Origin of the sequence: Mesobacillus maritimus (assembly GCF_019749255.1) — a bacterium.
In the GTDB taxonomy this organism is placed as follows: Bacteria; Bacillota; Bacilli; order Bacillales; family Cytobacillaceae; genus Mesobacillus_B; species Mesobacillus_B maritimus_A.
Genome location: NZ_JACWFH010000043.1, coordinates 1 through 25404 on the forward strand (window position 1 = coordinate 1; position 25404 = coordinate 25404).

At 38.1% G+C, this 25404-nt stretch carries 31 protein-coding genes, 5 tRNA genes, 1 rRNA gene and 2 other RNA genes; 6 read left to right on the forward strand and 33 right to left on the reverse strand.

The window, feature by feature from the left end; all coding sequences use genetic code 11:
* The 7 genes from H0185_RS23285 to H0185_RS23320 all read right to left on the reverse strand — a co-directional run.
* Nucleotides 1-221: ribosomal RNA gene (locus tag H0185_RS23285) — 16S ribosomal RNA — on the reverse strand; the annotation flags it as partial.
* A 535-nt stretch (nucleotides 222-756) separates the two neighbouring features.
* Entirely contained in the window at nucleotides 757-2679 is a 1923-nt protein-coding gene (locus H0185_RS23290; protein ID WP_221875960.1) for a right-handed parallel beta-helix repeat-containing protein, read from the reverse strand.
* 356 nt (nucleotides 2680-3035) lie between these two features.
* A complete protein-coding gene (locus H0185_RS23295; protein WP_221875961.1) occupies nucleotides 3036-3275 on the reverse strand; it encodes a hypothetical protein in 240 nt (79 codons plus the stop codon).
* A gap of 27 nt (nucleotides 3276-3302) precedes the next feature.
* Nucleotides 3303-3737, reverse strand: coding sequence for a glycine/sarcosine/betaine reductase selenoprotein B family protein (locus tag H0185_RS23300; RefSeq protein WP_221875962.1), 435 nt, complete (start codon nucleotides 3735-3737; stop codon nucleotides 3303-3305).
* Between the two features lie 40 nt (nucleotides 3738-3777).
* Complete coding sequence (locus H0185_RS23305) at nucleotides 3778-4278, reverse strand: redoxin domain-containing protein (RefSeq protein WP_246629395.1); 501 nt, start codon at nucleotides 4276-4278, stop codon at nucleotides 3778-3780.
* 182 nt (nucleotides 4279-4460) lie between these two features.
* Nucleotides 4461-4577 carry a biofilm-forming protein gene (locus H0185_RS23315; protein WP_221875966.1) on the reverse strand — a complete coding sequence of 39 codons (117 nt, stop codon included), beginning with the start codon at nucleotides 4575-4577 and terminating at the stop codon, nucleotides 4461-4463.
* Nucleotides 4578-4631: 54 nt separating this feature from the next.
* Entirely contained in the window at nucleotides 4632-5006 is a 375-nt protein-coding gene (locus tag H0185_RS23320; RefSeq protein WP_343223210.1) for a hypothetical protein, read from the reverse strand.
* Nucleotides 5007-5266: 260 nt separating this feature from the next.
* On the opposite strand from H0185_RS23320, the gene H0185_RS23325 reads away from it, so the two are divergent.
* Nucleotides 5267-5482 carry a hypothetical protein gene (locus H0185_RS23325; protein WP_221875968.1) on the forward strand — a complete coding sequence of 72 codons (216 nt, stop codon included), beginning with the start codon at nucleotides 5267-5269 and terminating at the stop codon, nucleotides 5480-5482.
* 258 nt (nucleotides 5483-5740) lie between these two features.
* On the opposite strand, the gene H0185_RS23330 is transcribed toward H0185_RS23325, so the two are convergent.
* Nucleotides 5741-6604, reverse strand: a complete 864-nt coding sequence (locus H0185_RS23330) for a DUF421 domain-containing protein (RefSeq protein WP_221875969.1) — start codon at nucleotides 6602-6604, stop codon at nucleotides 5741-5743.
* A gap of 217 nt (nucleotides 6605-6821) precedes the next feature.
* Between H0185_RS23330 and H0185_RS23335 the strand changes: the two genes are divergently transcribed.
* Together H0185_RS23335 and H0185_RS23340 are read left to right on the forward strand one after the other, a co-directional pair.
* On the forward strand, nucleotides 6822-7007 hold the full coding sequence (locus tag H0185_RS23335) for a type Z 30S ribosomal protein S14 (RefSeq protein WP_221875972.1): 186 nt from the start codon (nucleotides 6822-6824) through the stop codon (nucleotides 7005-7007).
* 154 nt (nucleotides 7008-7161) lie between these two features.
* On the forward strand, nucleotides 7162-7575 hold the full coding sequence (locus H0185_RS23340; RefSeq protein ID WP_221875974.1) for a RidA family protein: 414 nt from the start codon (nucleotides 7162-7164) through the stop codon (nucleotides 7573-7575).
* Nucleotides 7576-7623: 48 nt separating this feature from the next.
* On the opposite strand, the gene H0185_RS23345 is transcribed toward H0185_RS23340, so the two are convergent.
* The gene (locus tag H0185_RS23345) at nucleotides 7624-9132 is read right to left on the reverse strand and encodes a DHA2 family efflux MFS transporter permease subunit (RefSeq protein WP_221875975.1); all 1509 of its coding nucleotides are present in this window, start codon (nucleotides 9130-9132) and stop codon (nucleotides 7624-7626) included.
* Between the two features lie 161 nt (nucleotides 9133-9293).
* Between H0185_RS23345 and H0185_RS23350 the strand changes: the two genes are divergently transcribed.
* Nucleotides 9294-10181: a TetR/AcrR family transcriptional regulator gene (locus tag H0185_RS23350; protein ID WP_221875976.1), complete on the forward strand. Its 888-nt coding sequence runs from the start codon at nucleotides 9294-9296 to the stop codon at nucleotides 10179-10181.
* Between the two features lie 225 nt (nucleotides 10182-10406).
* Here H0185_RS23350 and H0185_RS23355 read toward each other — a convergent pair whose 3' ends face one another.
* The 17 genes from H0185_RS23355 to H0185_RS23435 all read right to left on the reverse strand — a co-directional run bounded on the left by H0185_RS23355 (nucleotide 10407) and on the right by H0185_RS23435 (nucleotide 22276).
* Nucleotides 10407-11405, reverse strand: coding sequence for an HAAS signaling domain-containing protein (locus H0185_RS23355; protein ID WP_221876021.1), 999 nt, complete (start codon nucleotides 11403-11405; stop codon nucleotides 10407-10409).
* Complete coding sequence (locus tag H0185_RS23360) at nucleotides 11392-11745, reverse strand: PadR family transcriptional regulator (RefSeq protein WP_221875977.1); 354 nt, start codon at nucleotides 11743-11745, stop codon at nucleotides 11392-11394. Before H0185_RS23360 ends, H0185_RS23355 begins: the two co-directional genes overlap by 14 nt.
* A gap of 279 nt (nucleotides 11746-12024) precedes the next feature.
* Entirely contained in the window at nucleotides 12025-12600 is a 576-nt protein-coding gene (locus H0185_RS23365) for a nucleotidyltransferase family protein (RefSeq protein ID WP_221875978.1), read from the reverse strand.
* A 203-nt stretch (nucleotides 12601-12803) separates the two neighbouring features.
* The gene (locus H0185_RS23370) at nucleotides 12804-13754 is read right to left on the reverse strand and encodes a ribose-phosphate diphosphokinase (protein ID WP_343223211.1); all 951 of its coding nucleotides are present in this window, start codon (nucleotides 13752-13754) and stop codon (nucleotides 12804-12806) included.
* A 450-nt stretch (nucleotides 13755-14204) separates the two neighbouring features.
* On the reverse strand, nucleotides 14205-14846 hold the full coding sequence (locus H0185_RS23375; RefSeq protein WP_221875980.1) for a hypothetical protein: 642 nt from the start codon (nucleotides 14844-14846) through the stop codon (nucleotides 14205-14207).
* Nucleotides 14847-15141: 295 nt separating this feature from the next.
* On the reverse strand, nucleotides 15142-15696 hold the full coding sequence (locus H0185_RS23380) for a hypothetical protein (RefSeq protein ID WP_221875981.1): 555 nt from the start codon (nucleotides 15694-15696) through the stop codon (nucleotides 15142-15144).
* A gap of 73 nt (nucleotides 15697-15769) precedes the next feature.
* Nucleotides 15770-15841: transfer RNA gene (locus H0185_RS23385), tRNA-Gln, on the reverse strand.
* Nucleotides 15842-16115: 274 nt separating this feature from the next.
* Nucleotides 16116-17075, reverse strand: a complete 960-nt coding sequence (locus H0185_RS23390) for a M20/M25/M40 family metallo-hydrolase (protein ID WP_221875982.1) — start codon at nucleotides 17073-17075, stop codon at nucleotides 16116-16118.
* A 270-nt stretch (nucleotides 17076-17345) separates the two neighbouring features.
* Complete coding sequence (locus H0185_RS23395) at nucleotides 17346-18122, reverse strand: sulfite exporter TauE/SafE family protein (protein ID WP_221875983.1); 777 nt, start codon at nucleotides 18120-18122, stop codon at nucleotides 17346-17348.
* Nucleotides 18123-18173: 51 nt separating this feature from the next.
* Nucleotides 18174-18401 carry a sulfurtransferase TusA family protein gene (locus tag H0185_RS23400; RefSeq protein ID WP_221875985.1) on the reverse strand — a complete coding sequence of 76 codons (228 nt, stop codon included), beginning with the start codon at nucleotides 18399-18401 and terminating at the stop codon, nucleotides 18174-18176.
* 24 nt (nucleotides 18402-18425) lie between these two features.
* The gene (locus H0185_RS23405) at nucleotides 18426-19553 is read right to left on the reverse strand and encodes an MBL fold metallo-hydrolase (RefSeq protein ID WP_221875986.1); all 1128 of its coding nucleotides are present in this window, start codon (nucleotides 19551-19553) and stop codon (nucleotides 18426-18428) included.
* 91 nt (nucleotides 19554-19644) lie between these two features.
* Nucleotides 19645-20220 (reverse strand): sulfurtransferase TusA family protein, encoded by a 576-nt coding sequence (locus H0185_RS23410; protein ID WP_221875987.1) that lies wholly within the window; start codon nucleotides 20218-20220, stop codon nucleotides 19645-19647.
* Nucleotides 20221-20273: 53 nt separating this feature from the next.
* Entirely contained in the window at nucleotides 20274-20570 is a 297-nt protein-coding gene (locus H0185_RS23415; protein ID WP_221875990.1) for a rhodanese-like domain-containing protein, read from the reverse strand.
* An 18-nt stretch (nucleotides 20571-20588) separates the two neighbouring features.
* Nucleotides 20589-20948 (reverse strand): rhodanese-like domain-containing protein, encoded by a 360-nt coding sequence (locus H0185_RS23420; protein WP_221875991.1) that lies wholly within the window; start codon nucleotides 20946-20948, stop codon nucleotides 20589-20591.
* Nucleotides 20949-20979: 31 nt separating this feature from the next.
* A complete protein-coding gene (locus tag H0185_RS23425; protein WP_221875992.1) occupies nucleotides 20980-21459 on the reverse strand; it encodes a DsrE/DsrF/DrsH-like family protein in 480 nt (159 codons plus the stop codon).
* A gap of 61 nt (nucleotides 21460-21520) precedes the next feature.
* Nucleotides 21521-21748 carry a sulfurtransferase TusA family protein gene (locus H0185_RS23430; RefSeq protein WP_221875993.1) on the reverse strand — a complete coding sequence of 76 codons (228 nt, stop codon included), beginning with the start codon at nucleotides 21746-21748 and terminating at the stop codon, nucleotides 21521-21523.
* A gap of 336 nt (nucleotides 21749-22084) precedes the next feature.
* Nucleotides 22085-22276 carry a hypothetical protein gene (locus H0185_RS23435; protein ID WP_221875995.1) on the reverse strand — a complete coding sequence of 64 codons (192 nt, stop codon included), beginning with the start codon at nucleotides 22274-22276 and terminating at the stop codon, nucleotides 22085-22087.
* A 198-nt stretch (nucleotides 22277-22474) separates the two neighbouring features.
* On the opposite strand from H0185_RS23435, the gene H0185_RS23440 reads away from it, so the two are divergent.
* Nucleotides 22475-22669, forward strand: coding sequence for a helix-turn-helix transcriptional regulator (locus tag H0185_RS23440; protein ID WP_221875996.1), 195 nt, complete (start codon nucleotides 22475-22477; stop codon nucleotides 22667-22669).
* 2 nt (nucleotides 22670-22671) lie between these two features.
* Nucleotides 22672-23136 carry a hypothetical protein gene (locus H0185_RS23445; RefSeq protein ID WP_221875997.1) on the forward strand — a complete coding sequence of 155 codons (465 nt, stop codon included), beginning with the start codon at nucleotides 22672-22674 and terminating at the stop codon, nucleotides 23134-23136.
* A 234-nt stretch (nucleotides 23137-23370) separates the two neighbouring features.
* Here the strand turns inward: H0185_RS23445 and H0185_RS23450 are convergent, their stop codons facing one another.
* The 7 genes from H0185_RS23450 to H0185_RS23480 all read right to left on the reverse strand — a co-directional run bounded on the left by H0185_RS23450 (nucleotide 23371) and on the right by H0185_RS23480 (nucleotide 25401).
* Complete coding sequence (locus H0185_RS23450) at nucleotides 23371-23820, reverse strand: GNAT family N-acetyltransferase (protein WP_221875998.1); 450 nt, start codon at nucleotides 23818-23820, stop codon at nucleotides 23371-23373.
* Nucleotides 23821-24389: 569 nt separating this feature from the next.
* A tRNA-Gln gene (locus H0185_RS23455) sits at nucleotides 24390-24461 on the reverse strand.
* A 54-nt stretch (nucleotides 24462-24515) separates the two neighbouring features.
* Nucleotides 24516-24605 (reverse strand) — tRNA-Ser (locus tag H0185_RS23460).
* Between the two features lie 13 nt (nucleotides 24606-24618).
* Nucleotides 24619-24694: transfer RNA gene (locus H0185_RS23465), tRNA-Ala, on the reverse strand.
* A 9-nt stretch (nucleotides 24695-24703) separates the two neighbouring features.
* Nucleotides 24704-24887: non-coding RNA, 6S RNA (gene ssrS, locus H0185_RS23470), on the reverse strand.
* A gap of 53 nt (nucleotides 24888-24940) precedes the next feature.
* Nucleotides 24941-25303, reverse strand: a transfer-messenger RNA (tmRNA) gene (gene ssrA, locus H0185_RS23475).
* 7 nt (nucleotides 25304-25310) lie between these two features.
* Nucleotides 25311-25401, reverse strand: a tRNA-Ser gene (locus H0185_RS23480).
* Nucleotides 25402-25404: the final 3 nt, after the last annotated feature.

Sequence of the window (25404 nt, forward strand, 5' to 3'; positions counted from 1 at the left end):
CGAGATGCCGTCTTTCAGCATTCCCTCATGAGAGGAAATGAATTATCCGGTATTAGCCCCGGTTTCCCGGAGTTATCCCAGTCTTACAGGCAGGTTGCCCACGTGTTACTCACCCGTCCGCCGCTAATCTTTGGGAGCAAGCTCCCTCAGATTCGCTCGACTTGCATGTATTAGGCACGCCGCCAGCGTTCGTCCTGAGCCAGGATCAAACTCTCCAATAAAATGTAGAGTGATTAGCTCATAAAATAAAACGTTGGCTCATGTATTTCTATATTAATAGAAGAAACATGATAATTTATTGTTTGTTGACGCTTGTTTGTTTAGTTTTCAAAGAACAATGTTTTCACGGTCACTCAGAAGTGACGTTTATTAATATATCATAGCCAACTCAATAAATCAAGTAAAATATTATTTCAAGATAACTTATTCCAATGAGTGGTTGCTGTTTTAAACAGCGGATACTTACTATAAAACACATTAACTCATTCGTCAATACTTTTATTAATAAAGTGTTTGTAATGAGCAGCTGTCCGAAACAGCTATATTAGAATACCATTAATCCTATTGATTCATCAATAGAAATTTATTACAAATTGTATGAGTCAGCACCATACCAAAACAAACAATTAGCATCTATTTGCAAGCCTCCCTACTAAATCTGTACAATTAAATTTTATTTATTTAGTAAACAATCCAAATACAAATGCCAGAAAAGCGATGCTTTAGTAAGCATCGCCTTCTCTAGATAAGAACCTGTTATCCCCAAATCTTAAGATAGTTTTTTCCTGCTTTTAAATTTGCGATTGGTCCGATTACACTCTTTTCTTCCCTTTGGTTACCAAGAAGGTCGGTATTTAGAATAACTTCACTTCCATCGGGATTTACAAACTCTGCATCTACAATTCGCACTCTTTCCAAGGTATTCGTAGATTGAACCTCTCCTAGGAATGTTTCAATATCTTCAGGGAGCTCAATAGAAAGATAAACTTCATTTCCTTCTTCTACAATCTCCAAATTCGGATTAAACTTAGTTGATTCAAGCTTCGCATTCTCTCTTTCAAATGCTTCTGAACCATTTAGGTAGGCGTTATGATTAATATAAACCGGCTGCTCTACTTTATTAAATTCATGGTGGTCGCCCCCACCCTCATTTACGGTTGCAATGTATTCTTCGAGTGATGTGGTATATCCATTAAAATGAGACGTCCCAACCTTTTCTAAGCCCTCATCACCTACGAAAATATTATTAATGAAGCGGTCGTCACCACCATACGTAACTGCAAAACCAGCAACCTCCGTACTATGCGGGAAATGATATGGGGTTGCACGATCGAGCATTTTCCGATGTTCCATTTTGCCACGAATTAAATTATTCACATACGCTCCACCTTGCGCATGATTATCTAGAGCGTAGTCTGCCGTTAAAATATTGTGATCCACAAGATAAGGACCACTGCTCACTTCCACAAATAAATCACGACTATTTCGGTAATATAGATTTCTGCTGACTCTTGTTCCCTGAGTTTGCCAATCTAACCATGTCCCTAGTGAGCAGTCATGGATTCGGTTGTTGTGTATTTGTACATCAATCGCAGCGTGTAACTTGATTCCACCAATCTCATGTCCATAGAACTCGCGCTTAATGCCGATATTATAAATATGATTATTATGAATCTCGCTAAACACACAACCTAGATGACCGACCACACCATTTTGACCACAATCATAGATGGTATTGTTTCTAATAATATGGGAACCTATTTTTTCCTTACTCCAACCAGCTTGTTTAGCTAGAAAAACGGATTCTAACTGATATTGGTAGCCTGGCTTATCTTTTCTTTTGGTACGATAATTATCACCTGTTGAAGCCTCTTTCCCAATACTAATCGCACTACATTTAGAGTCATGGATAATATTATCCTCAATAATCCAACCTTTACTCCAATGAGGGCCGATTAATCCAGGTTGGTCAGCTGTTGGCGGAGTCCAAGGGGTGGCCGCTTGGCACATCTCAAACCCTTTAACGGTAATATAATTGATGCCAGTTTGTTCTGGGTAAAAACAAGCTTTACGCACATTGATTTCAACAAATTCCTCATTTGGATTCGATTCATGAAAATTTGCATAAATAGTTGTATGCTTTCCATCCACTTCAGCAAACCACAAATATTTCGTTTGCTCTTGATTTTTGACCGGAACAATCGTTTCTGTCCAGTGGTCTAGTACTTCTGTTTTTACTTCTGGGTTTTGTAATTGTTCTAGATTCTCAGCCTCATAAAAGGACATGCCATTAAGATAAACATCTCCTAGATGTCTTCCCGGGTTATACACAACCCAATCCCCAAAAATTTCTTCTATGTATGGGTTATACTCACCGAAGAACTCATTTGGTATTTGAACTTTCCAAACAGTTCCTTCCACTTGCTCCCATTCTTGAATTCGTTCGGAACCTTTTATTACAACCTTCTCACCTTCGGCAGCTTGATAGGTTATTCTTCTATATTCACTTAACCCTGCATTCTTTGGTTTGACCCATTCGCGGTATACTCCCTCATGGACAATAATCGTATCTCCTGCTACAGCAACAGAAGCGGCTTTATTGATGGTTAGGAATGGATTTTGTTCTGTTCCTTGTGCAGAATCTGAACCATGTTTTGCTACGTGATATTGAAATGTCACTTTACTTCCTCCTTTATGTCCAACCTACCTCTATTATAGTTAGGAAAAACACCCTTTTTCTATTCGAAAAATAGTATAAATTAAGACAATATTAGTGTTTATACTTTTTTTGGAGGAGATGTTCGTGGTTATTATAAACATCATGTCGTTTTAGGAGATAGATTCCTTCGATACTTTTAATCTATGTAATTTCACCTTACCTCTTCATTTTCACCATACATACAAATTGATTCTTGAAAATGATGAGATACTCATAAATAAGACCAAAAGACGCTCTTTTCTAGGAGTTATTACGTGGATTCATAAATAGGAAAACAACCAAAAAGGGACAAAGCGAAAACGCTCGTCCCTTCCATTTAATAGCTAGGAAAGTTTGAATCGTGAATGTTTCCTGGCTCTTGCCTTTTGGTTAATTCCTCAAGAGCGGCGTACAGAACTTTCATTTGTGTTTGTTTGTCATGTGGCTTTCCTAAGGAATGGCCAAATTCAAAACCGACTGGATGGATGGCACGAGGCGGTCTCATTAGACTTGATTGCTCAACATCAAGCGTAATCAAAGTCGTCGGGATTCCTTGTGCTTCAATTCCACGCTGCACTGTAACTACAGTGCGATGACAAAGTGGTCAGCCAGCTGTTAAGAGGACGGCGTCAGCCTTGGAGCGAACAACCTCTTTAACTAAAGCTGGAATTGTTTCTTTGTTGATTTTATTTAACCTCATGGAATAACCCATCATGGTTACATGCTTTTCAGCTACCCCACCAAGGTCACCGTCATCAACCATTTCTCGTAACCGATCAATCGGAAACACACAATTGATGTCTTCTTTCGGATAATCGGTATTATAATGGTCCTTTGGTGCCGCATGTGTCACCGTTAAGTCTTTTGCATCCACATCGCCTGGGATAATACGGAAGGTCGCATCCCCTTCTGCTGGGTCGGTATTGTACGGTTCTTGATCTTTAAGATGTACACCCGATGTTGAAACAATCATGATGGTGGTTTCATGCAATGGTCGTGTAACAGGTGTATATGGGATTGCTTTTCTTGATAGTTCCATACACAACCTCCCTCTTACTTTCAGTATTTTTGATTATGAGTTAAAGTTTTCGTAACACATCGAATAATTCTTCATTATCTGGTTGCTCACCTAGTGGATGAACATCAATGTATCGGATAATCCCTTCCTTATCAATAAGGAAAAGCGCACGTTCCGATGCTCCATAGGCTGGTTCATCTGGATTTTTCCTTAGTACACCGTATTTTTCAGATACTTCCCCATGCGGGTAAAAATCAGAGCAAAGCGGATAGGATATTCCACCAATGGATTTCGCCCATGCATCGTGACTGTGAGCACTATCAACGCTGATACCCAAGACCTGGGTATCGAAGTCTTCAAAACGAGGAAGATCATCCTCGTAAGAAGGCATTTGCGCGCCTCAGACTGGAGTCCAATCTAAGGGATAAAAACATAAAAAAACATTCTTGCTACCGCGGTATTCACTTAATGAAACCTTGCGATTACCGTGGGCTTCTAAGGTAAAATCAGGTGCTTGATCGCCTAATTTTAGCGTACTTGTTTCAGAAGCTCCTGCTGGCATAATAAAACCCCTTTCTGGTCATTAGTCTTACAAACACTTTCAGTATCGACCATTTTCTTCAACATTATCCGTGATAAAAATAAACTCACCTCGGTCATAGAACTGTTTGACAACAAGCAGTTTTACGCTAAAAAGATGTTAACTCACCACAAATAAAGGAGCCATAAGGCTCCTTATCACTTCTAGTTTCGATTCTTCTCTTGACGATTTTTCGTACGATCTGCTTTAAAAGCCGTTTCGGTTTCATGGTCTTTATTTACTTGCTCAACGCTACCATTTCGAATTCCTTTCTTAGCCATCGTTTAAACACCTCCTTGTGTATCTAAAAAATGCGTAAACTAAAGGAACTTCCATTATTGATGGAACGTTTGACTTGTAAAATGGGATTGAGGTTGGAACTGCCCTTGACTCTGATTCATGAAAGGCTGGTTTCCCTGATGGCCAAAAGAACCGACGTTGCTGGTTAACTCTTGTTGCATTTGGTTGCAAACATTCACGACTTCTTGGCAACGTTGTATTGCTAAATGGTGATTTTGCAAACTCTGTTCGATTGAGCGTACAGCTTGTTTTTCACGCTGAAGGATTTGTTCTAACATTTGAATGTTTTGTTGTTCTTGTTGTAACATCATCCGATATTGTTGATTTCCTTGTTGTGTTTGTTGGATGAGTTGTTGGGCAATTTGGCGTGCTTGACTAATTTGTTGGATTCCATGCTGTGTGGTATGCATTCCATCAACCCCCTTAGAATTGTACAAAAGGTCTTACGGAAAATAGTTTACCTTGAAACCATCATCTAATTCAGCCTAATACCGAAAAAACCACTATCAGCGAGAAACCAAAATTCACTCCCAAAAATCCCACGTTTCTCCTTAATAGAAAATAGTTGTTTGGATAATAATTTGTATGTACCATTCCATTTGTTTGAGCATCTACATCGAATAAAACATCAAGAATCGCACATGCTATCTATGTTTAGGAGGTGAAGATTTTGTCTAATAATCAAAAGAAAAACAACCAAAAAGACAATGAAAGTATTTCTCAGGGAATTAAAAATACTGCTGGAGCTGCTTTCCACACCATTCACAGTGCACTAGAAACAACTGAAAATGCAGCAATGAGTGCGGTGGATGCCACCACTAACGCGATTAATAACCTAACAGATGAAGAAAACAATGAAAATAGAGGAAAACATAATCGAGAATAAGCTTTATATAACGCCATTGATTTGGCGTTTTTTTATGATCTTTTCTCCGATCTTGTTGCATTATTGAAAATCCACTATCTTTAACTAGTGTTTATACACTAAAATCGACTTTAGGGTTTTCCCAACAAACTTTACCAAAACAGACTTTTTAATATAACAAACCTCCCGAGGAATGACTCTTACCCCTTAGAAATAGGGGTGTGAGGTCTTTCTTGGAGGGAGGCTTTAATTCATTGACATATATCCTGTTTTAGACTTTTATTCCTGAAGATATGGGTTGATCTTTTTTATTACACCTTCTAATTCGATTGATTGGTTAAAGTACATTTGCTTTGCAATGGTATCTTTCGTTTGCATCGCCATCCACTCAAGATCTGCTTGTACCCTTCTTAATTTAGTTGCGAGATTCGGCTTTTCCTTATCTTGTTGAACTTTATCCTGATCATTAAATAAATCCACATATACATTTCCACTTGAATCAATTTGTGCCATAAAGACATCTTTCACGTTGTTCGCACCTTGTTTCTTCATTTCATCTCGAAGCCATTCTTCCGTATAGCCAAGGTAGTTTAACCGTTTCTTTAAAAGGGTTCCGTCAATGATAATGAGCGAAGGCGCATGATCCTCTTCTACACTTAAGCCGAGATCCTTAGGAGTAAGGGATTGGTATTCTGGTTTTTTCAGGACACTTATCTGTCCATTGGTTTCTAATATTGCCATTTCAACTTCAGAGAGCTTAAAAGCATCTTTTTCTCTTAACCCATTCAATAAATCATCGTAGGTCATTTTATGCTTAAACAGACTCTTTTCCATAACTTTTCCATTTTTAATAAGGATGCTTGGGCTACTTTCAACTAAATCTCTAAACTTAAATGACTTAATGGCTCCGTAGGCAATAATCAGTGATAACAAGGTAAATACGATTAATCCAGTAAAGCCATTCACCATTTTCATTGACGTATCAATCGCCATCGTGGACGCCATATCCCCAATGACAATCCCAACCACATAGTCAAAGAAAGTAAGTTGCGAAATTTGCTTTTTCCCCAAAATTCGCGCTAGAACAAATAACGCTAAAAACGCGATTACTGCTCGACCAGCGATTAATACAAATTCAGGCATAGCAACCTCCAGCTTTTTTCTATTCTCTTTTACAGTCATCCAATTAGGCAAAAGACTTGAGTCTCAACTATTATGTTGCCTAAAAGACAATTCAATTACTCATTGCCTTTCTCCCTTTTCCCAATAAACACCTATGTACAATTGGTTCAAATTTCAATATAATAGTTTAACTCCCCTATCCAAAAAGCATTGATATTTTAAATAGGGAGGCAATACAATGGCTAAGAAAAGTCTTATCGCCAAACAAAAACGTTCACAGAAATATAAGGTTCAAGAGTATACACGTTGTGAGCGATGTGGTCGTCCGCATTCCGTTTTACGAAAATTTAAGCTTTGCCGTATTTGTTTCCGTGAACTTGCTTATAAAGGGCAACTTCCTGGAATCAAAAAGGCGAGTTGGTAAGATACTCCCCCGTTATGGGGGTTTTTTTATTTTTCCGATATTTTTATAACTCAGATCCCTATCAAAGAACGAACATTAGTATAATGATCATAGTAACTTCATGATGAACCTAAGGTGAAGTGTAGACTCCAATAAATTTCAAGAGGAGACCAAAATGAAAAAGAAAATATCTCTTATTTATTCTAAAAACTTAGCTAGTGTTGATTATGCATATGCAAGTAAAGTGCCTGCGGGGATGAATCTCCTTTTCTTAGCTGGTTCTTGCCCTCTTACTACAGAAGGAATCGTACCTCATATCGGTGATTACAGGCTTCAAGCAAAACTTTGTATAGAGAATTTAAAAGTGGCTCTGAAGGAATGTAATGCCTCATTGGAAGATGTTGTCTATACAAGGGTTTTAGTAGCATCTACTTCTCAAGATGATTTAGTTACGGCGTGGGAAGCCATTCGAGAAGAATTTGGTGAGCATGATGTACCTAGCACCTTGTCTGGGGTAACGGTGTTAGGATATAAAAACCAATTGGTCGAACTGGAAGCGGTAGCAGCTATCGAAGAGAATACAGAATGATATAAAAAAGGGCAACCTGATAAATTCAGATTGCCCTTTTAATATATGTTAAACGGTTTCTGCCTTAACTTCCACTGTTTCTTTCGCAGGTACCACTCGTTTGATGAAGAAAGCAAGCACCAATGCGATGACGATAATAAAGGTAGAGACGAGGAAGGAGAAATTGATTCCATTCAACATTGCCTGATTCATAATTTGTGTTTGCATCTCGGCCATGGCTTGTTCGGAGAGTCCAGCAGCAGTAGCTGGTTCAACATTCGCCATTGCATCTGCAGCTAATTCCTCAGCTTTTGACTGCGTACGATTATTCATCACTGTAATCAATAACGCTGAGCCAATCGCCCCAGATACTTGTTGCAATGTATTATTAAGCGCGGTCCCATGTGGGTTATCTTTCATCGGCAATTGATTTAATCCATTTGTCATTACAGGCATCATCGTCATCGACATCCCAAAACTTCTAATCGAGAATAAAATCATAATCGATGCATAGGTTGTGTCCATATCAAGCTGGGTGAAGTAATAGTTTGTTACAACAACAATCACTAAGCCAATGATGGCCATTACCCTTGCTCCGTATTTGTCAAAAAGTTTACCTGTAATTGGAGACATCAATCCCATTACAAGCGCACCTGGAAGCATAAGCAATCCAGATTCAAACGGGGAAATCCCGCGTATTGTTTGGATATAGATTGGAATCAGAATCATCCCTGAAAACATCGCGATTGAAATAACAATTGAGATCGCAGATGATAAAGCAAACATCGGATATTTAAAAATACGAAACTCAAGCATCGGGTCATCCATGCGTAGTTGTCTTAAGATCAACACAACCAATGAAACCGCTCCGACAATGATTGTTCCGTATACTACAGGACTGTCCCAACCCTTTTCTCCTGCAGAACTAAATCCGTAAAGAAGTCCGCCAAAAGCGAAACTTGATAATACGAGAGATAAGAAATCTAGTTTGATATCACGTTGCGGTGTGACATTTTTCAACTTGAAGAAAGCGAGAACCAAGGTCAAAACCGAAAGTGGTAAAACAATGTTAAAGAGCATTCTCCAGCCATAATGTTCCACAATCCAACCAGATAATGTTGGTCCTAGTGCTGGTGCCACAACCATAACTAAACCGAAGATTCCCATTGCTGAACCTCTTTTTTCAATAGGAAAAGCGGTTAACATGACATTCATTAACAACGGCATCATCACAGCAGAGCCAGCTGCTTGAATTAAGCGAGCCACCAAAAGAACCTCAAATATCGGTGCGAGGCTTGCTAGTAACGTTCCGATTGTAAATAAAGTCATCGCGGTTATAAATAGGCTTTTATTTTTGAATCGTTGAATAAAAAAGGCACTTGCTGGAATTAATATCCCATTAATGAGCATGTACCCATTTGTTAACCATTGGACAGATGTAGCACTGACTTCAAATTCATTCATAATCGAAGGCAATGCAACATTTAATAAAGTTTCATTAAGAATTGCTACAAAAGCACCAATAAACAGGATGGCAATCATGCCATATGGGGGTTTATTTTGATGTGTTTCTACCATCTATATCATTCCTACTTTCTATATAAGCATAAAATACCTTTTCAATAATATACTCATGGTCTAAAAAATGCAATGAATTTATTTCTTTTTTTAACTTCATTTGATTTGAAAGCTTTTTCACTTTAAAATAAAGGTAGACAGACGTTCTAGTTGGAGGAAATATGAACAAAAAACAGAAACAAATTATTGATGTAGCACACAAGCTTTTTCTTGAAAAAGGCTTTGGTCAAACCTCGATTCAGGACATTTTAGATGAGGCAAAAATCGCTAAAGGAACTTTCTATAAGTATTTTAAATCCAAAAACGAATGCCTTATTGCCATTCTTGAACTTGTTAAACAAGAGAGTGACCAAAAACGGAATGAACTTTTGATTGGAAATAGAATCGATGATGAGGAAGTGTTTGCTGACCAAATTTCGATAAGACTCGCTACAGACAAAGAGTATAATATCCTGGCCCTATTTTTAACGACTTCGTTCATGACAGATCGGGAGTTAGGGACCTTTATGGTGAACATGCATATGAGTGAAGTCCATTGGGTTTCGAGACGTCTGATCGACATTTATGGGGGAGAAATAAAGGAAATCGCACTTGATCAAGCGGTTATCTTTCTCGGAATCTTACAACATACTTTGCAAGTTGGAAAAATGGCGTCTCTAGATTTCCCAGATAAGAAGGCGGTTCAATTCGCATTAAGGCAATTAAAACCGATCATTCGCGAACAGTACCAGAAGAAGGATGTTTTATTTCCTATTCATTTGATTCCCTTTGATGAGGAAGATGAGTTAGAAACAGTGCAACAATTAACGGAGCAGGTAGTGAATCTGCTAAAAAAACTACTCCAACAAGAAAGAACAATGGAAGAGACTGAACTGTTTGAATTCCTGATAGCCGAATTAAAGATGGAAAAACCTCGTATCCTGATTATTGAAAGCATCTGGAGAACTCTAGGCCAAGCAGCTAAACAAACTAAAGCTACCGATGAATATAATGAGTTATTACAAAAGTTGTCCTATTTCATCACGTTAACCAAAAAGGTAAAGGATTAGTATAAGGTGTAAATGGATATACTCCTGGTCGTTGTAGAACAAAAAAACGAGCACGATCCCTAGTTCGGGATATGCTCGTTTTTTATTGATGTCTGTTTCGATAAAAGAATGTTGCTAAATCCAGAAGCATATTTAGCGTAAGAACAAAGAACTAGTTTGCAAGTTCCTTTCGCATGATTAGATTCTTTTTTGAAACTGGTTAAGAAAAGAGACTTACAATAAGATTTAACTCGCTCTTGCCTTTCGGATTCCATCGATGATACTAATAACTGCTGAAACAATGAAGATTATTATGCTACCGGCAATGATCCATGTTTCCAATTGCACTTCTGTTATGGAAAATAGATTGGTCATATAAACCGTAAATTCATTTTTAAATAGATTTGGATTGGTTACGATCCATACAAAAACCACGGAAACGATTACCTGTAGAACAGTGTTGTAGATGGCCAACCCTTTCGTCCATTGCTTTTTAATTAGTTTATAGATAGATAAGCCAACTTCTAAAGCGATGATGGCAAGAATGAATGGCCAGTATTGGAGCAATACATCCTGGTTAACTGCGGGGGTAACAAAGTTTAGTTCTGAGCTTCCCCCTTCATAGACTCCAAATAGGTGATCTGCGTAAAAATATACAGTTCCCCAAATGGCCGTCCAAAATAGCCCACCGAAGACTTCCACCTTTGTGATGGCTCTTTTCTTAGGGACATACGTGATATTTTTCAAATCATCTGCTGACCATTTTTGCAACCCTTGTGTTATCGGTTCGGCTCCTTTTGAATGATCCACCCGTTCGAGTATTGCAAACACAATGGTCAGCCAGAAGAATGTTTGAATTCCCACTTCAATGATGCTTGAAATTCCAAAACCGATTATCTCAAATACGATGTTCATGACGGCTTCTTCTCCATCGTATCCAGTAATAAATGTAGCAATGGTCGCGATCAGTGAAATCGTAACAGCAATCGGTAAAATCATTTTCAGTAACGAAACATAGATATCAAAATAACGTGGACCAATTAGATGCATCGGTCGGTCCATGTACCCGTAGGCCAATTTAGCTGGATTCCCAAGTTGCTCTAAAGCCGCTTTTACATCCTCCTCTTGATAATCATCGGGTAACATATCCTCAATGGTAGACCTCAATTCAAGGGCAATATCTTCACGGTTTTTCTCAGGAAGCCGGCGCGTGACTTCTTGAATATAAGTTTCAATTAAATCCATCCTCATCCTCTTCATCCCCTTTTAATAACGCTAACAGTTGATTGGAATTTTCCATCCATTCCTTTTTTAACTGTAAAAATGTTTCTACCCCAAAATCACTTAATACATAGTACTTTCGCGGTCGACTCTCAGATGTATCCCAGCTACTTGTCACTAACTCCTGTTTTTCTAAACGGCGGAGCAATGGATATAGTGTGCTTTGATCAATATGAATGCCTGCCTGCTCTAACAGTTGAACGAGTGAGTAACCATACTGCGGTTTGCGCAATTGACTTAATACCGCGAGCGTTAATGTTCCCCTCCTAAGCTCTGTCGTTAATGAATTCAACAAAGAACTCATACATCCACCTCTTTTCTATATAGACTGTGTGTCGTACAGTATATGTTTTATACTATGTAATATACAGTATTATTGTTCCAACATCAATATGATTCTTCTAATAAGTTAAAAAAAGACCTAATAAAATTGAATTGCACGATTCAATGGATGGAGACTAATGGCTAGTAGCATTATTGGCTTCGCTTCTTGTTGCTCAGTGCTTACGAGAATTCTGACACTATCACTGTGAGGTATAATTAAAGCCATCTCATTTTATTAAATGAAACGGCTTGTTCCTAATCAGTTGTTTTTTATATGGTGGACTTTAAGTTTCGGCCAAATCGCCTTCCAATTCTTTTTTATCATCCGCTCCTCGTAAATGGCAGCCAGTTCTTCTGATTCGATAAAATGGGGAGTTGGTTTCAGTTCTAAATGAATGACATCCTCTACTCCACAAGGAGCAGTTAGAACTAAATTTTGATCCTTGTCTAGCTTGACTCCAAGAGCCGTTGCAGTTTCTGGGAACTTTGAAATACCATCTTCCGAAGAAGCATAAGGAGGAAGATGATTAATGACGTGCATCCTTGCTTCATTTTTAACAGACCAAGGGACAGTAGGCATGATGTCTTTCAACTTATTCTCTAATTCCTTTTCAAAACCTTCATCAATGTTTGTGGTATCAAAATAGATAACATCAACATCTGCGGCCTCTGTTCTCTCACTAAACCCGTGCAATGTGTCCCAAATTTTTGACCGTACAAATCCTGCACATATCCACCAATCAGGTAAATGCAATGTACTGGCAACCTTTATAATCTCCATCATGTTATCATCGCTTTTGATTAGCTTGATTACGTCTTCTTTATTCTTTAACATCTTACCATTATCTCCCTCCCAAAACCCGAACGTATATTCCTATAGTAACACATAAAAAGCATGAAGGTAGAATATTCCGTTTTATAAAGAATAGCTTTTTTGTCCTTCTCTCAAAGTTGAATCAACGTATTTGGGTACCAAAAAAAGACCAAATCGATAAACGATTTGGTCAGGAACAACGGATTTAATGAATGACAAATACCTTATTCAAATAATGGGCTAACCGCTTTTTCGTTGTGAATACGGTCAATCGCTTCTACTAATAGTGGTGCAACGGAGATCGTGGTTACTTTTCGGCTCTCTTTTTCCTTAGGTAACTGGATGGTATTCGTCACCACTAATTCTTTAATCGGCGACGCTTCAATTTTATAGATGGCGTCTCCTGTGAAGACTCCGTGTGTGCAGCCAGCATAAATAGCTTTTGCTCCATTAGCAGCCACCGCTTTCGCAGCTAGAGTGATTGTTTCACCTGTATCAATTAAATCGTCAATGATGATGGCATTCTTTCCGACTACATTCCCAAGAACATCGACCGTGATCTCGTTGTTTTCGGTATTTTTCCTACGATCAATTAGCGCAAGCGGTGCATCCAAAAGGTTTGCCAACTTCCTTGCTCTTCCGATACTTCCACTATGTGGCGCAACCACTACAGGGTCTTCTAATTGTTTGTCCATAAAGTACTGTGCCAAGATTGGAACACCAATAAGATGTTCAACAGGGATTTCAAAGAATCCTTGTATGGACGCAGTATGAAGGTCCATCGTCACAACTCGATTGGCACCAGCAACTTCTAAAAGGTCGGCAACTAATTTGGCAGTGATCGGTTCGCGTGAACGTGCTTTACGATCTTGTCTACCATACCCATAATAAGGGATCACGACATTGATTCTTCCAGCAGAAGCTCTCTTCAAGGCATCAATCATGATGAGAAGTTCCAAAATATTCTCATTAACTGGCGAAGAGGTCGATTGAATGATAAAGACCTCTGTTCCTCGCACGCTTTCTTCAATATGAATCTGAATCTCGCCATCGCTGAACTGAGAAACAGAAGATTTTCCTAGCTCACATCCCATAAGCTTGGCCATTTCTGCAGCGAGCTTCGGATTCGAATTCAAGGCAAACATTTTAAAATCAGTGTTTAGTTGAAAATTCACTATGTCTTCCTCCACACAATATGTATTTCTGTAAAAATAATAACGTCTATCCTATTCCATTAATCAACAATAAGGTAAACAAAAACAACCGAAAAAAGTTCAGAAATAATGTTCCTGTTCTATCCTAAACAACACATGCCAAACAATGGAGTATCATCACGTCCTCCATTTTAACATTATTAATAGTAAAAACCTACTGAATCATGACAAACAACTACCTAGATTTCGTGGAGGGAATCAATATTTTTCCATATCAACTTATTTTGAAGTTTGGATTCACCTTTTCAGCAATCATTTCCTTTACATTCTTATTTTTATATTGTGTAGTTACCTCTATTCCAAATTAAAGGAGAAAAGGACTGCACGTTTGTCAGTCCTCTTCTCCTCTGATCCTTAATATATGAAGTTCCATTCCCTCATGGTTATGTTTACGTTTAAAAAAATGTCTTATTAGATGGAACCCTTTGCTTTTAAATATTGAATGGCATTCAGGGCAAATCCTAATATTTCCCGAGATTGGAAGGCGTTATCTTCAAGGCCAATCGCGTCAGAAAATTCTTTGTAGTAATCATACAAATTTCCCTCATCGCCGTATGGAAACGATAAATAATGAAATCCATATTTGTTATGGTCCCTGACAACAGAATAGACGAGCAAAGCATTCTGCCAATCTGATTTCGTGTTTAATAAATAGATGCCCTCTACTTCTAGTATTTTACCTGATCGATCTGTCGCCGTTAGCAAGCCATCCGCTATTTTTAAATACACACAGCCTTTCGTTGATGCTAATTCCTTTACATCGACATATTCTTCGGTCATACAAAGAATCTTTTTACTTTCATGCTTGCTTAAGAGGATGGTCTCTCTGCCAGTTTTATAATAATAAGCCGTCACGAGGATCGCTGGTAAAACAGCGTCGCTCACCTTTTCTGCATTTTCTACCCCAACAACTTCAAGAACCTTATCCTTAACGTACTGTAAATCAGCGGCATTGGTAAAATCTAATTTTGCTGCTAGCTTTTCATAAAAGTCACCCATCGCTAAAAGATCCCAGTTGCTTTTCATTGCATCAAACTGACGGTTCCTCGCCATAGCTACAACCCCTCCTACAAATTTTCACTCCTCCAAGGAAGCAAGCGGACGGTTCTTTGCTTCCATTTCTGCTTTTAGGGTTCTCCCGCCTCCATAAAGGCTTCTACACTAGCAGGGTAAGAACCTTCACGTTTCTATAAAAAAGCCCTGTAATATCTGAGTATATTTTCGTTTTATTTTAATTATGCTTTTTCGAATGAATCTAGTGGATTGCATAAACTGACTTCCTCTTTTCCTATAACAATCTAACACAAAACAAAAAGCATCCATCATGATGGACGCCACTTTCAAAATATTATCTTTTGCCATAAAGTCGCACCCCTTTTTTATATAAAAATAAAAAATTCATCGGGGCAACTTCACTCAATAAAAGGTCGGTTAACTCTTCATGAACCATATGGTGGATTTCATCATGCTCGAATAGCTCAAAAGTAAAGAGAATCGGGTCTTCTCTAAAGGACTTTCGTATATCCCCCTCAATCAGCTCAGTCTTTTCATTGATCCAACGATAAAGCTCCTGCCAATTCGATCCGATGAGCTCAGCAATCGTTTCTTTCACTTCCATCACGAGCCAAGAATGAGTCGCCTCATTGAAAAATTGTTCCACACTTGAAGACATCTGCAGGATGACCCGTAAATCATCAGAAGCCCTCCCCTGGTGAGCAGAAATAAACGCACCTAATGTATCCCATTTTATCACCTGAAATGGAATCCCTTCTTCCTCTGCCGATAAACAGAGATAAGCTAGATTTTGCGCAATATGGTCTATATACGAGAAAAAGTGGTTATCCGCTTTTTTTGTTAAGGTTTGGTAAAACTTCGTTTGGATATCCTGTGTATCAATTCCCATGAAAACCTCCAGATTCCGAGCATAAAAAAGGCTGAACAAATACATCGTTCAGCATTATTGTTTTATCTGTATACTGGGCTAGCAGGATTTGAACCTGCGAATGACGGAGTCAAAGTCCGGTGCCTTACCACTTGGCTATAGCCCAATGTAGGGATAGTATATATAGGTTAGCTGGAAATTATGCACAATGACTTTCTAAGAAAAATGAACTTTTACTGGCTGTAATATGAACTCTTTCGTGAGTTTTTTTATTCATTTACAACTTTTTTCTTCCACAACGTGCAAGATTCTTTTAGTCACGGACTACTCATATATTTGGAGAACCACACAAAACAAGCAGCCCAATTGGATACTAATTGGACTGCTTCCTTTCAACCTCTTAATAACGAACGCTCCTATACTTAGGTTGGTTTTTCTACTTATAATTCTTTCTTAATATCTGTTAACAGTTGTGTCAAGATGTTGGTGAACTGATTTAAATGTTCTTTTGTTCTACCTGGGAACTCTTTTTCCAAGAATTCGAGGTTATCATTTTTTGTGTGCCAAATGCCCCCATGTTTCTCGGTTTGGGTATAGCCGTCTTGATCACCAAGTTCCCAGTTTGTAGCTTCAAGGTAGGCGATCGTAATTCCTTTTCCCTTAAAAGGAGCATGGTCACTCCAATCTCCAGTAGTTCCTTTAGGGTATTTAGGATTTATCCCTGGGTTCGTTTGAAGTGGAATTTTCCGCTGATCAGCAATTTTTAAGGCCAAATCACGAATCCAGCCATCTTCCCCAGCGCCGCCATATACATAAATATTGTCTCCGGCAAGCAGGCTATCGAGATTGATCATTCCGATTGTGTTCTCAATTTCTTCATCGGTCATATTATTCGCATAATAATTCGAGCCTTGTAACCCTTCCTCTTCTGCGCCAAAAAATACATATTTAATATCATATGGAAGGTTACGCTTATCCAAAGCCTTCGCTGTTTCAAGAATAACACCAACACTAGAGGCATTATCATCGGCGCCTTTTCCAGCACTTACAGAGTCATAATGAGCTCCAACGATAATTTGCTTATTTGTTTTCGGGTTATCTTTCACTCCGATGGCATTAGCTGAAGAACTTGTTACACCACGTCGTGTATAATTAAATTTTTGCTCCTTAACTTCCAAATCCAATTTTTCTAATTCATTCAAAATGTATTGACGTGCTATTGTTTCATTTTTTGAACCAGCAACCCTTGGTCCAATTTCTTCCGTTAAATGTACGACATGATCATACGCCAAATCCCCTGCAAACTTTTTCGGTGCGGCACTAGCAGATCCTACCGTTAAAAATGCTGATGCTGTAAAGACTCCAGCTACTACAGCTGTTTTTACCTTATTCATCCCCATATGTATTCAATCCTCCTGAACGTTCTATAAATCTATAAATCTATAAAAATAGAATAGCACCGAGTGTATATTAATGCAATATATTTTATTAAAATGCAAAACTACGAACTTGTAGCTGAGCTTTATAGTACCGTTACTAAAACAATTGTTTAACTCCTAAGATATTAAAAAGACGCTTGGAACGAAGCTCCAAGCGCCCTTTGTTATGAATATTAAACGTAACAAATCCCCACCGGCTACGTATTTTTCCTTTTTACTAGCCTTATAAACTTATAAAATATCGATCCAAATTTTAATAGCTGTAGCTAAAATTAAGCTTGCTAATACAACTTGGAGAATCTTCGTATTCATCTTCTTTCCTGCCATTGCTCCTAGTGGTGAAGCAAGTAAACTTGCGATGATCATAATCAGTGAAGGTAAAAATGCTACTTGTCCGGTTGTGATCTTCCCGACAGTTGCACCGATTGAAGAAATAAACGTGATCGCTAATGATGAGGCAATGGTCATTCGAGTTGGAATTTTTAATACTACAAGCATGATGGGTACTAATAAGAATGCGCCCGCTGCACCTACAATACCGGAGCCAATCCCAACAATGAATGCAAGTGAAGCTGCGACCCATTTATTAAAGTTCACCTGCTCAAGAGGAATCTCATCGATTCCTTTTTTAGGAATAAACATCATGATTGCGGCAATCAAAGCTAAAATTCCATAAACTAAATTTATCCCACCCTCTGACATCAATCTAGAACCATAACCGCCGATAAAACTCCCCACTAATATGCTTGCTCCCATATACACTATTAGCGTTTTATTTAAATAACCACCTTTGCGATAGGCCCAAACACCACCAATTGTCGCAAAAAATACTTGAACTGCGCTGATTCCAGAAACTTCATGGGCACTGAACGCTGCTAGACCAAATAAAGGTGGAATATATAATAGCATCGGATATTTAATAATGGACCCACCGATTCCTAACATTCCTGATAGATAAGAACCGATAAAACCAATGAAAAATATGGTCACGATAAATCCAATATCCATTAGACTGTCTCCTTCCTTAAGAAAAGGGAACCTCATCTGGTTCCCGTTTTTTTACCCTTTTTTAATCCAAAACTTCAAAATATCGTTCTCTTCTTCGTGTTTTATGATTTCGTGACCACCCGATTTTGCCCATGCAGTAAGGTCATTCTTTGCACCCTTATCTGTTGCATGGATTTCTAAAATCTGACCACTTTCGATTTCATTCATTGCCTTCTTCGTTTTTACAATGGGCATAGGACAAGCTAATCCTTTTGCATCTAAAACCTTATTTGTTTCCATTTTTTCTCCCCCTAGTATGTGTGATTATCGAACCGCACAGCGATTTGGTCCAATTTCCATTTCTCGTTGTTTTTCATCATCAGGATTGATTTTCCCCATATTTGTTTCGCGAATCTCTTGATAAGCATTTGGTTGTGGTGGTAGGTTTTCTGTTACCATTTTTCTGAACTCATTTTCGTCTTCAATCTTTAAGCCGTGGTTTTTACGATATAAAGCACCTAATTTTTCAGAAACGCTGCCATCCTCGTTCAACTCATCAATGATCATAAAGTGAGCAGGTAAAACGATTAAGTCTTCTGATAAGTCTTTGTAGCGCTTATATAAACTTTCTCTTAAATCTCCTACCCAATCTTGTGCCAATCCTGCTAAATCAGGTCGACCAATGGAGTCAATAAACAAGATATCACCAGATAATAAGTATGTTCCATCAACAATAAACGAGGTAGATCCAATCGTGTGCCCTGGGGTATATAAGGCATGGATATTGATGTTTACCTTCCCAATTTCCACATCTTTTCCGTCTACTAATGGCTCATAAGCAAACGTAACTTCGGTTGCATCCTTTGGTGGCAACCAATAAGTGGCACCCGCTTTTTCTGCAATTTTTCTTCCACCTGAAATGTGATCGGCGTGTAGATGTGTATCAAAAACATGGTTGATTTTCGCGCCAATACTTTCAGCAAACTCAAGGTATAGATGTGTCATACGGGTAGCATCAATAATCGCAGCCTCACCGTTCGAGACAACCATATAAGATAAACAGCCTTTTCCAATACGAACAAACTGATAAATTTCACCGCCGTCTTTTAAATCCCCAATCTTAACCGGCTCTAAGTGTTCGCTCCAAGCTTTCATCCCTCCCTCAAGGTACGAAACAGCCATTCCTGCATCAGATAGCATTTCAGCTACCATAATCGAAGATCCTTCTTTCGCACAGACCACTAAAACAGGCTTTTCAGTAGGAATTTTATCTAAAATCCCCTCAACACCATCTAATAATTCGAAATAAGGAATGTTCAGATATTCAAAGTTTTCACCTTCGATTTTCCAATCCTGAAAATCATTTTCATTACGAACATCTAAAATAAACAATTGTTCCTTATTGAATACCTTTTTGGTGACCTCTGCAGAGTTCATTCTCGTAATCGCCATATCAACTTACCCCCTACGGTATAATATCTTTCAAAAAAATTTTCTTCAAAGTAATGTTATTTAATCACGTAATAGAGATTCTATCCTACCCTTATTTAACAAAACTCGTCGTTTCTCCAGACCATTGACTCATTCCCGGTACGACATTCAAAACTTTTGTAAATCCCTTTTCTGTTAACTTTTGTGCAGCCAGGTCACTACGGCTACCGGTCCGGCAAACAACATAAATCTCTTGGTCTTGTTCTAATTCGCCTAAACGTTGCTCTAGTTCCTCCAAAGGAATCGAAATCGCATGAGGGATATGGTTAAACGCATATTCTGCTGTTTCTCTCACATCAAGTACAACCAAATTTTCATCTGAATCAAGTTTCGCTACCAATTCGTCATTATTGATAACGTGAGGATGTTTTTTTTCAATTGTTTCATCGCTAGAGGACTTTCTTAAATAATGCTTTAATGTGTCTCCTTCCTCTAACGTCCCTATATACTGATGTCCTGTACTTTCCGCCCATGCCTTAAGATCCGCTTTGGAGCCTTTGTCAGTTGCTTGGACCTCCAAAACCTGACCAGCTTCTAACTCCTTCATTGCTTTCTTTGTTTTGACAATTGGCATTGGACACGCTAAACCTTTTGCGTCTAAAATGACGTTTGCTTTCAAGTTTTCCATCGTTTTTCCTCCTACTTATATACCTAACAGGGTATTATTTTAGATAAAAAATATTATTCTATTTTTCCTTCCCAGGCCATCATTCCACCTGTCATATTGATGACGTTAAACCCCTGATATTCAAGGAATTCTGATGCACGAGCACTTCTAGCTCCTGAACGACAAACAATGATATATTCTTTTGTTTTATCTAATTCATGCATACGAAATTCAAGTAGTCCTAATGGGATATTGAATGCTCCTGGGATTTTTCCAGCTGTTACTTCATCCACTTCTCGAACATCAATAATAGTTAATACTTTTCCTTCGTTAAGGAAGGATTCAACTTGCTTTGCAGTGATTGTTTTCATTTCAGATTCCTCCCATTCTTATGACCAGCTACTCATACCGCCTTTTACATTCGTTACGTTTGTGAATCCCATTTTTTTCAACAGCTTACTTGCTTTTTGGCTTCTCATCCCACTTTGACAAATGACCACGATTTCTTTATCTTTTGAAAGTTGATCTGCTTTATTTGCCAATTGGTGAAGTGGAATATTTTTAAATGATCTGATGTGATTTCCGTTATATTCACCAGGTGTTCGGACGTCAACAAATTGCTTATTCTTATCATTTAATTCCTGTTTTAACTCTGATGTGGTTATATGCCTAACACCTCTTGTAGGCAACATCCTTTGAATGATTAAAAGTGAGAAAAATGCGATCACGATATAATTGATATATTCCAAGGTTTAGTCCCTCTCCTCCATAGGTCTACAATTAAATAAACAGATTCACATTCCCATCTTCAGCCTCAGCTAAATAAGCAGCAACTCCTGCATATTCAATATTGTCTAATAGTTCTTCCTCTTGTAGACCTAAAAGATCCATGGTCATCGTACAAGCGATAAGCTTTACGTCTTGTTCTTGAGCCATTTCAATTAATTGTGGCAATGGGATTGCATTGTGTTTCTTCATTACGTTTTTGATTAACTTTGGACCAATGCCTGCAAAGTTCATTCTAGATAGTCCCATTTTATCTGCCCCTCTAGGCATCATTTTCGCAAACATTTTTTCCATAAAGCCTTTTTTTACTAGGATAGACTCATCCTTACGTAAAGCATTTAATCCCCAAAAGGTGTGAAATATCGTGACTTCATGATCATAAGCCGCTGCACCATTAGCAATAATATAGGCAGCCATCGCTTTATCATAATCTCCACTTAATAGTACAATCGTTGTTTTTTTCTTTTCTGTCATGATGTGACCTCCTAATGTTTTTAAACATATACCTGTATAGGTATATAGAAAAATAAAAAAATTATCCTTTTTTCATCCTAAACTTTAATACTTCTGCTTCCTCTTCATAATCCAACAATTCATGACCGGATGATTTAGCCCAAGCTGTAAGGTCGTTCTTTGCACCTTTATCGGTTGTATGAATTTCTAAGACTTGACCTGATTCAAGTTCATTCATGGCCTTCTTTGTTTTCACAATTGGCATTGGGCAAGCCAAGCCTTTAGCGTCTACTACTCTAGCAACATTCATTTATAACCCTCCTAACAATCATTTTACCATTACCCCTATGGGTATAATAATAAATAAAAAAAGACTTGTCTACCTTTTTTTATTTACTTTCAAAAGCAAGTTGACTGATTTATAGATAAGGATACGTACATGATAAGGAGAGATCATATGCGCTGTTCGGGCTACCTACTTGGATAATAATATACCTACGAGGGTATGTTGTCAACTCTATTTATCTCTGTGTTTATTTTCCACCTATTCCCCCTTTACCGTATAAGTCCTATTAGCAAGATATTTCAAGCAACCCCTAAGCTGTCTGAAATTAAGGACCATCCCAAAAAGATTCATTATGTATGCTCACATCTGTGGCTTATTGCGGAACCATTTACTAAAAACAAAAATTTCCCCTATCGCTAAGCCAATCGCTATTACGATGATAGCAGTTGAGATTCCTGAGGTTTCACCCATAATTTTAGAAATTGTAAATCCAATTAGTAAACCCATAATAATAGCAGCGTAATTCTTTCTTCTTAGTTTTAGATACTCCACCTTTTTCCCCCATTGATATTGCAAGCCATTGTTGAAGAAGATAACTCCACTCATAATACCATAAATAGGTAAATAAAGCCTGTATGATCCCAACTTTATGAATAGTTTGATTGTTATCAGTTGACTTATCGTTCAGAATGAATGTAATATATAAATTGCATATGTTAGATATATATTGCACAGAGTGTAGGTGAATGTATGAAAAACAACGTAAAAATCACACGAGTTAAAATGGGCATCACTCAACAACAATTATCTCAAAGAATAGGAGTGACTAGACAAACAATTGGGCTAATTGAGAAGGGAGAATATAACCCCAGTCTTCAGCTTTGTGTTTCCATTGCAAAAGAACTGAATAAAACATTAGACGAATTATTTTGGGAGGTAGAGTAAGAATGAGAACTTGGATATCTTTTTTATTGCCAGAGGACGAATATAAGGAGAAAAGGGTCCTACACTTTCTATCAGAAGGGTCGATCATTCTCCTAATTTCTTTAGTTTCTCTCTTTATTAGTAGTCGATACCTACATTTCTTTCAAATTGATCTGGAATTTGCTCTTTTTATCTCAATCATACTATTCCTTGGTTATGTTTTTTTAAGGTATATATATTCTGGTATGGAATATACAGATGTTGCAACAGAAGGTACATACAAGCAAGAACTCAAGAAAACGTTTAGAGGAACGTGTTTATTTGTAGGTACTTTCACGCTGGTTTATTTGGTGTTTGAAGGGATCCCAAACAATCTAAATGAGTGGATTGAAACAATAGGACTTCCATTAACTTGTGGCTTGGTGTGGTATTTCTTTAGTTTTGTTTCCATAAAGAAATCGTACAAAAAGAATAAGGAATTATTATAAGAGGAGAAAGTCACTGCTTCTATATAATTAAGTCAATAATATTCAAGAATACCAGATTCTGTTTTTGAGTATACAATGGCAATCAGAAAGGATAAAACGCATCTGAATTAGTATCCAAAAAAACAAAGGAAATCACAAGGTTGTTAGCATTGAAAAACGCTCAGAAGGAAAGTTTACTGAGCCTTTTTTTATTGCCTTATTCAATTAAATCAACCCGTTAATAATATGTTCTCTTTAAAACTCCATAAAGTGACTTGAATTTGGGTAAAGATTGCCCTTTGAAAATCCCAAAGAAGTATAAAATTTATCAGCCTGTTCGGTATCTGTATGAAGCACTAATATTTTATAATATCCTTTTGCCTTGGCGATGATCGTTTTTACCAAAAGGCTTCCAATACCGTTTCTCCTATACTCTTTACTTACATAAAACCTTCTAAGCCTTCCAATATATTGTTCATTTGAAAATGGGTCTTTGTTTAATCCTCCAATAGCAACAAGGAAACCTTCTTCATTAAACATGCCAAACAAACCTTCTCCAGAATGATTAAAAGTGTTACGCCCATTCTTATAATCATTTACTAATCTTTCGACAAAACGGAAACCATCTTCTTTGCTTTGCTTCACTAAACTATCCAAATCAAAATCCAACAGATTATAAATTTGCTTTACCTCATACTTCCCCATATGTAACTTCCCCCCCAATTCCTTAAGTCTAAAAAAGAGCTGCGTACCACACCTCCATCTCCAACTTAAGCTTTCGTTATTATAAATAAAGTATTTTATAAAAAGTGAATTCATTTTGAAACTAATCAATTAGTAACTGAGAAACAAAGTAACACGAAGCCTAGCAGAAGTGAACCTTGTTCAAAACGTATATGGTGCTTTTGAGGTAATTGTCGAATAACTGGATGTACTTAAGCGCAAGAAGTAAACTCAGCACCAGCAGTGAAGCCTGCTAGTAAAATTGTAAAAAACCTAATATATCCAAATTGTAACATCTCCTATATTACAACTAATTTTTATTTTTTTATTTAATTATACAATAGATTGATATTTATTTTTTACCTAAGCTAAACCTGTAAGTCAATAATAAATATACAAAAACAGATCTAATAACATTTCCTAATGATAGAAAACGAAAATTAGCAGTCCAATTTTTTGCTAATTGGACTGCTAAAAAAAGCTGTTATTATTGTGTTTTATACTTCAAAATTGAAAACCAAACTTTCTAGAAATATTACTAGGCGTGAATACTGGGCTAGCAGGATTTGAACCTGCGCATGACGGAGTCAAAGTCCGGTGCCTTACCGCTTGGCTATAGCCCAATGTAGCAATTAGAATATGTAGGTCATTCAACTTTTATACAAAAAAAATAAACGTGGCGGAGTTGGAGGGATTCGAACCCTCGCACGCTTGCACGTCTACTGCATTTCCAATGCAGCCCCTTATAGCCGCTTGGGTACAACTCCAGTATAGAATCTTTGGTGGAGCCTAGCGGGATCGAACCGCTGACCTCCTGCGTGCAAAGCAGGCGCTCTCCCAGCTGAGCTAAGGCCCCAAACATTTTGGCAATCCCACTTATGCCGTTATCCCAAGATGTTTTATCAACCCGCTTTTCTCGCAGGTGGGTCTCCGCATTATGATTTCTGCTCTCCTCACCAAGTAGGCCCAGCATCCATCACACCATATTGGAATCCCTAGTAAATCGTACGGTTAAAAACATAAAAGGCTAACGCACACGGCAGGACTGACGGAATCATTCTGGTGCTGGCTTAAGGACTTTCACCCTCTCACGCAGCATTTTTGGTGGAAATGATGGGAGTCGAACCCATGTGCAGAAATATTGCCACTTATACGTCTACGAGTGTAGTCAGTTTCTTTGATTTTGCCTGCTACTTTAGCCAACTGACTGGCATGGAAGCCGCTAGTCTGGTTGTTCTCTTCCTTCATCCTCAGACGGTGAATGTTAGGCGTAGTCCACTAATAGTGAGTCCCAATCCCTACCACATGGACGATGGAGGGCGGAACCGCAAACGACTGTTTTTAGGCAGCGAAAGCGAAATTGTTTTGTTGTTTGCCAGTTATAGGCTTTGACGTTTTAACGTGGACGGTCCCCACGACTCGCAATATAAGCTCAAACTATTCCTGTCGATACCAGGACATTCCCATATAAATGGCGGAGAAGGAGGGATTTGAACCCTCGCGCCGGTTGCCCGACCTACACCCTTAGCAGGGGCGCCTCTTCAGCCTCTTGAGTACTTCCCCAGA